Raw genomic sequence first — 3,986 nt, 5'->3', positions numbered from 1 at the left:
GAATTCACCGACGCAATCGCTGGCAAGCCAGCTCCCACAAGAACCGCGTCGCTCCTGGGCCTGTTATCTGAGAGCCGCCGATCTCAAGCAGAAAAGACAATCCCGCAGCGCGCTGCGGCATTGCGGATATGTTCCTGCATGGCTTTCTGCGCCGCGCTGGAGGAATGCCGGGCCAGGGCGCGGAGGATCTTGCGGTGCTCCTGCCAGGTTTCCATCGCCCGTTCGGGGCGGATGAAGGGCAGCTTCTGGCTCTCGACGAAAATCGCTTCGCTGTTGGTGACGATATGCAGCATGGCCAGGTTGCCACCGGCCTCCAGCAGGCGCCGGTGGAAGGCAAAATCCAGCTGCGCCGCTGCCTCGAAGTTGCCGGCGCGCAGCTCCACGCGCATGGCCTCGACGTTCAGCGCCAGGGCGTCGAGGTCGTCGGCGGTCAGGGCATTGGCCGCCTGGCCAGCGGCGAAGCCCTCAAGCACATAGCGCAACTGGAAGGTATCGGCGGCACCCACTTGCGCGGCGAACGGCCAGGCGAACCAGGGCGATTCGCTGGTCGGCGGGGCTTTGGCGGCCTGGACGAACACCCCCTTGCCCGGCTGCACGCTGACCACGCCCAGGGCGCTGAGGGACGACAGCGCCTCGCGCAACGAAGCGCGACTTACGCCGAGTCGCTCGGCCAGGTCGCGCTGCGAGGGCAAGGCATCACCAGCCTGGTAGCCGCCGTCGCGAATCAGTTGCTGGATGGCCTGCAGGGCCTGCTCGGGGACGGCGCTGCGGGTGGGGGTTTCGAACATGAGTTCAGACCAGTCGGAACGGAAGATGCGCTGTTTTACGTCCTTTTTCCCTTGTCACGCAAGTTTGGCCCCATCCTGGCGCAGGCCCGTGACGCCTGCCTTTTCTCGGGGCATTCGCCAGTTCTACATGCTCATAGGGACACTCAACTGTTCAGACCAGTAATACCGCGAAGCACCCGGATTCCAGCGCTTTTCCAAGGTTTTCCGCCAAGCTGGCACGGCGGCTGCAATGGCGGGAAACACACTTTCCGCTGCGAGGCACCGTCCATGATCTCCTTCCGCAAACTTCTGCTGGCCACCCTCCTCTGCGGCAGCGCCCTGGCCGCCCAGGCCGATGTACTTGGCGATATCACCCAGCGCGGCGTGCTCAAGGTCGCCGTGCCCCAGGACTTCCCGCCCTTCGGTTCGGTCGGTCCGGACCTCAAGCCCCGCGGCCTGGACATCGACACCGCGCAACTGCTCGCCGACAAGCTCGGCGTCAAGCTGGCCCTGACCCCGGTCAACAGCACCAACCGCATTCCCTTCCTCACCACCGGCAAGGTCGACCTAGTGATCTCCAGCCTCGGCAAGAACCCCGAGCGCGAGCAGGTGGTCGACTTCTCCAAGCCCTACGCACCGTTCTACCTCGCCGTATTCGGCCCGCAGGACAGCAGCGTCGACAGCGTCGCCGCACTGGCCGGCAAGACCATCAGCGTCACCCGTGGCGCCATCGAGGACATGGAACTCAGCGCCGTCGCCCCGCAAGGCACCACCATCAAGCGCTTCGAAGACAACAACTCGACCATCGCCGCTTACCTGTCCGGCCAGGTCGACCTGATCGCCAGCGGCAGCGTAGTGATGGCGGCCATTGCCGAGAAGAATCCGAAGAAGGTGCCGGTGCTCAAGGTCAAGCTCAAGGACTCGCCGGTCTACGTCGGCATGGCCAAGGCGCAACCGGCGCTGCTGGACAAGGTCAACGCCATCCTTGCCGAAGCCAAGGCCGACGGCAGCCTCAACCGCAACGCCGAAAAATGGCTGAAGCAACCGCTGCCCGCCGACTTCCAGTGAGCCCTAGCGCATGGCCTATCAATTCGATTTCAGCGCGGTGCTGGCCCAGGGTGACCTGCTGCTCAAGGGCGCAGTGTTCACCCTGGAGCTGACCCTGATCGGTACCCTGCTCGGGGTGGCCCTGGGCATCGTCGGCGCCGGGGTACGGGCGTGGAACCTGCGCCCGTTCAACTGGCTGTTCGTGGTGTACGTGGAGCTGATCCGCAACACCCCGTTCATCGTCCAGCTGTTCTTCATCTTCTTCGGCCTGCCGGCCCTGGGCCTGCGCATGAGCGAATGGGAGGCGGCGGTGCTGGCGATGGTGATCAACCTCGGCGCCTATTCCACCGAGATCATCCGCGCCGGTATCCAGGCGATTCCCCGCGGCCAGCTGGAAGCGGCGGCGGCCCTGGCCATGAGCCGCTTCGAGAGCTTCCGCTACGTGATCCTGCGCCCGGCCCTGGCCAAGGTCTGGCCGGCGCTGTCGAGCCAGATCGTGATCGTCATGCTCGGCTCGGCGGTGTGCTCGCAGATCGCCACCGAAGAGCTGTCGTTCGCCGCCAACTTCATCCAGTCGCGCAATTTCCGCGCCTTCGAAACCTACCTGCTGACCACCCTGGTGTACCTGCTGATGGCCATCGGCGTGCGCCAGTTGCTCAACCTGCTGGGCCGGCGCCTGATCATGAGGAGAGGCTGATGGATTTCACCCTGTGGGACATCGTCCGCAACCTGCTGACCGGCCTGCAATGGACCTTGCTGCTGTCGCTGGTGGCCTTCGTCTGCGGTGGCCTGGTCGGCCTGCTGATGCTGGTGGCGCGGATCTCCGACAACACCACGCTGCGGGTACTCAGCCGCGGCTATATCGAGCTGTTCCAGGGCACGCCGCTGCTGATGCAACTGTTCATGGTGTTCTTCGGCATCGCCCTGTTCGGCATCGACGTCTCGGCCTGGATGGCCGCAGCCGTGGCCCTGACCCTGTTCACCAGCGCCTTTCTCGCCGAGATCTGGCGCGGCTGCGTCGAGTCGATTCCGCGCGGCCAGTGGGAGGCCAGTTCGAGCCTGGCGCTGAACCGCTACGAACAGCTGCGCTTCGTCATCCTGCCGCAGGCGCTGCGCATCGCCGTGGCGCCGACCGTGGGCTTCTCGGTGCAGGTGGTCAAAGGCACTGCGGTGACCTCGATCATCGGCTTCACCGAGCTGACCAAGACCGGCGGCATGCTGGCCAACGCCACCTTCGAACCCTTCCTGATCTACGGCCTGGTTGCCCTGGGCTACTTCATTCTGTGTTTTCCATTGTCCCTGGGTGCCCGTTACCTGGAGAGGAGGCTGCATGCCGCTGGTTAGAGTTTCCGCGTTGCACAAGTACTACGGCGACAACCACGTCCTCAAGGGCGTCGACCTGAGCATCGAGCAAGGCGAGGTGGTGGCGATCATCGGCCGCAGCGGCTCGGGCAAGAGCACCCTGCTGCGCACCCTCAATGGCCTTGAGTCGATCAATGACGGGGTGATCGAAGTGGACGGCGAATACCTCGACGCCGCCCGTGCCGACCTGCGCTCGTTGCGCCAGAAGGTCGGGATGATCTTCCAGCAGTTCAACCTGTTCCCGCACCTGAGCATCGGCGAGAACGTCATGCTCGCCCCGCAACTGGTGAAGAAGACGCACAAGGCCGAAGCGCGCCAGCTGGCGCAGAAGATGCTCGACCGGGTCGGCCTGGGCAACCGCTTCGACGCCTTCCCCGACCAGCTCTCCGGCGGCCAGCAACAGCGTGTGGCCATCGCCCGCGCCCTGGCCATGTCACCCAAGGTGCTGCTGTGCGACGAGATCACCTCGGCGCTGGACCCGGAGCTGGTCAACGAAGTACTGGCGGTGGTGCGCGAGCTGGCCCGGGAAGGCATGACCCTGGTGATGGTCACCCACGAAATGCGCTTCGCCCGCGAGGTCGGTGACAAGCTGGTGTTCATGCACCAGGGCAAGGTGCATGAGATGGGCGATCCGAAGGTACTGTTCGATGCGCCGCAGACACCGGAGCTGGCGAACTTTATCGGTAGCGTGGCGTAACCAGCCCTTTTCCGGTCAAGTGAAGCCCGGCGCCGGGCACAGATACTGTGGCTGCCCTGAACCCTGTGGGAGTCGGCATTGCCGACGATGAGGCCATCCGCCTCGACATCGAT

Annotated in this window: 5 protein-coding genes; 4 read left to right on the top strand and 1 reads right to left on the bottom strand. The window is 64.7% G+C overall.

Going from position 1 to position 3,986, the window contains the following annotated elements; translation table 11 throughout:
• Nucleotides 1-83 precede the first annotated feature (83 nt).
• Nucleotides 84-788 carry a FadR/GntR family transcriptional regulator gene (locus ACODSK_RS32495; protein WP_489022241.1) on the bottom strand — a complete coding sequence of 235 codons (705 nt, stop codon included), beginning with the start codon at nucleotides 786-788 and terminating at the stop codon, nucleotides 84-86.
• A 267-nt stretch (nucleotides 789-1,055) separates the two neighbouring features.
• Here ACODSK_RS32495 and ACODSK_RS32490 point away from each other — a divergent pair, with 267 nt between their 5' ends.
• Genes ACODSK_RS32490 through ACODSK_RS32475 form a run of 4 tightly spaced genes read left to right on the top strand, consistent with a single transcriptional unit; the run spans nucleotide 1,056 to nucleotide 3,873 of the window.
• The gene (locus tag ACODSK_RS32490) at nucleotides 1,056-1,835 is read left to right on the top strand and encodes a transporter substrate-binding domain-containing protein (protein WP_489022240.1); all 780 of its coding nucleotides are present in this window, start codon (nucleotides 1,056-1,058) and stop codon (nucleotides 1,833-1,835) included.
• 10 nt (nucleotides 1,836-1,845) lie between these two features.
• Nucleotides 1,846-2,511: an amino acid ABC transporter permease gene (locus ACODSK_RS32485; RefSeq protein WP_489022239.1), complete on the top strand. Its 666-nt coding sequence runs from the start codon at nucleotides 1,846-1,848 to the stop codon at nucleotides 2,509-2,511.
• A complete protein-coding gene (locus ACODSK_RS32480; RefSeq protein ID WP_489022243.1) occupies nucleotides 2,508-3,158 on the top strand; it encodes an amino acid ABC transporter permease in 651 nt (216 codons plus the stop codon). Before ACODSK_RS32485 ends, ACODSK_RS32480 begins: the two co-directional genes overlap by 4 nt.
• Entirely contained in the window at nucleotides 3,145-3,873 is a 729-nt protein-coding gene (locus ACODSK_RS32475) for an amino acid ABC transporter ATP-binding protein (protein ID WP_489022238.1), read from the top strand. The genes ACODSK_RS32480 and ACODSK_RS32475 overlap by 14 nt, the downstream gene beginning before the upstream one ends.
• Nucleotides 3,874-3,986: the final 113 nt, after the last annotated feature.

The sequence above is a fragment of the Pseudomonas sp. FG98 genome (assembly GCF_057808595.1).
Note: the sequence above shows the minus strand (reverse complement) of the source record. Positions and strands in the feature narration are given on the sequence as shown.

Bases quoted from the DNA above. Each gene is read 5' to 3' on its own strand.
- ACODSK_RS32485 (WP_489022239.1), top strand. From the start codon at position 1,846: ATGGCCTATCAATTCGATTTCAGCGCGGTGCTGGCCCAGGGTGACCTG.
- ACODSK_RS32495 (WP_489022241.1), bottom strand. From the start codon at position 788: ATGTTCGAAACCCCCACCCGCAGCGCCGTCCCCGAGCAGGCCCTGCAG.
- ACODSK_RS32490 (WP_489022240.1), top strand. From the start codon at position 1,056: ATGATCTCCTTCCGCAAACTTCTGCTGGCCACCCTCCTCTGCGGCAGC.
- ACODSK_RS32475 (WP_489022238.1), top strand. From the start codon at position 3,145: ATGCCGCTGGTTAGAGTTTCCGCGTTGCACAAGTACTACGGCGACAAC.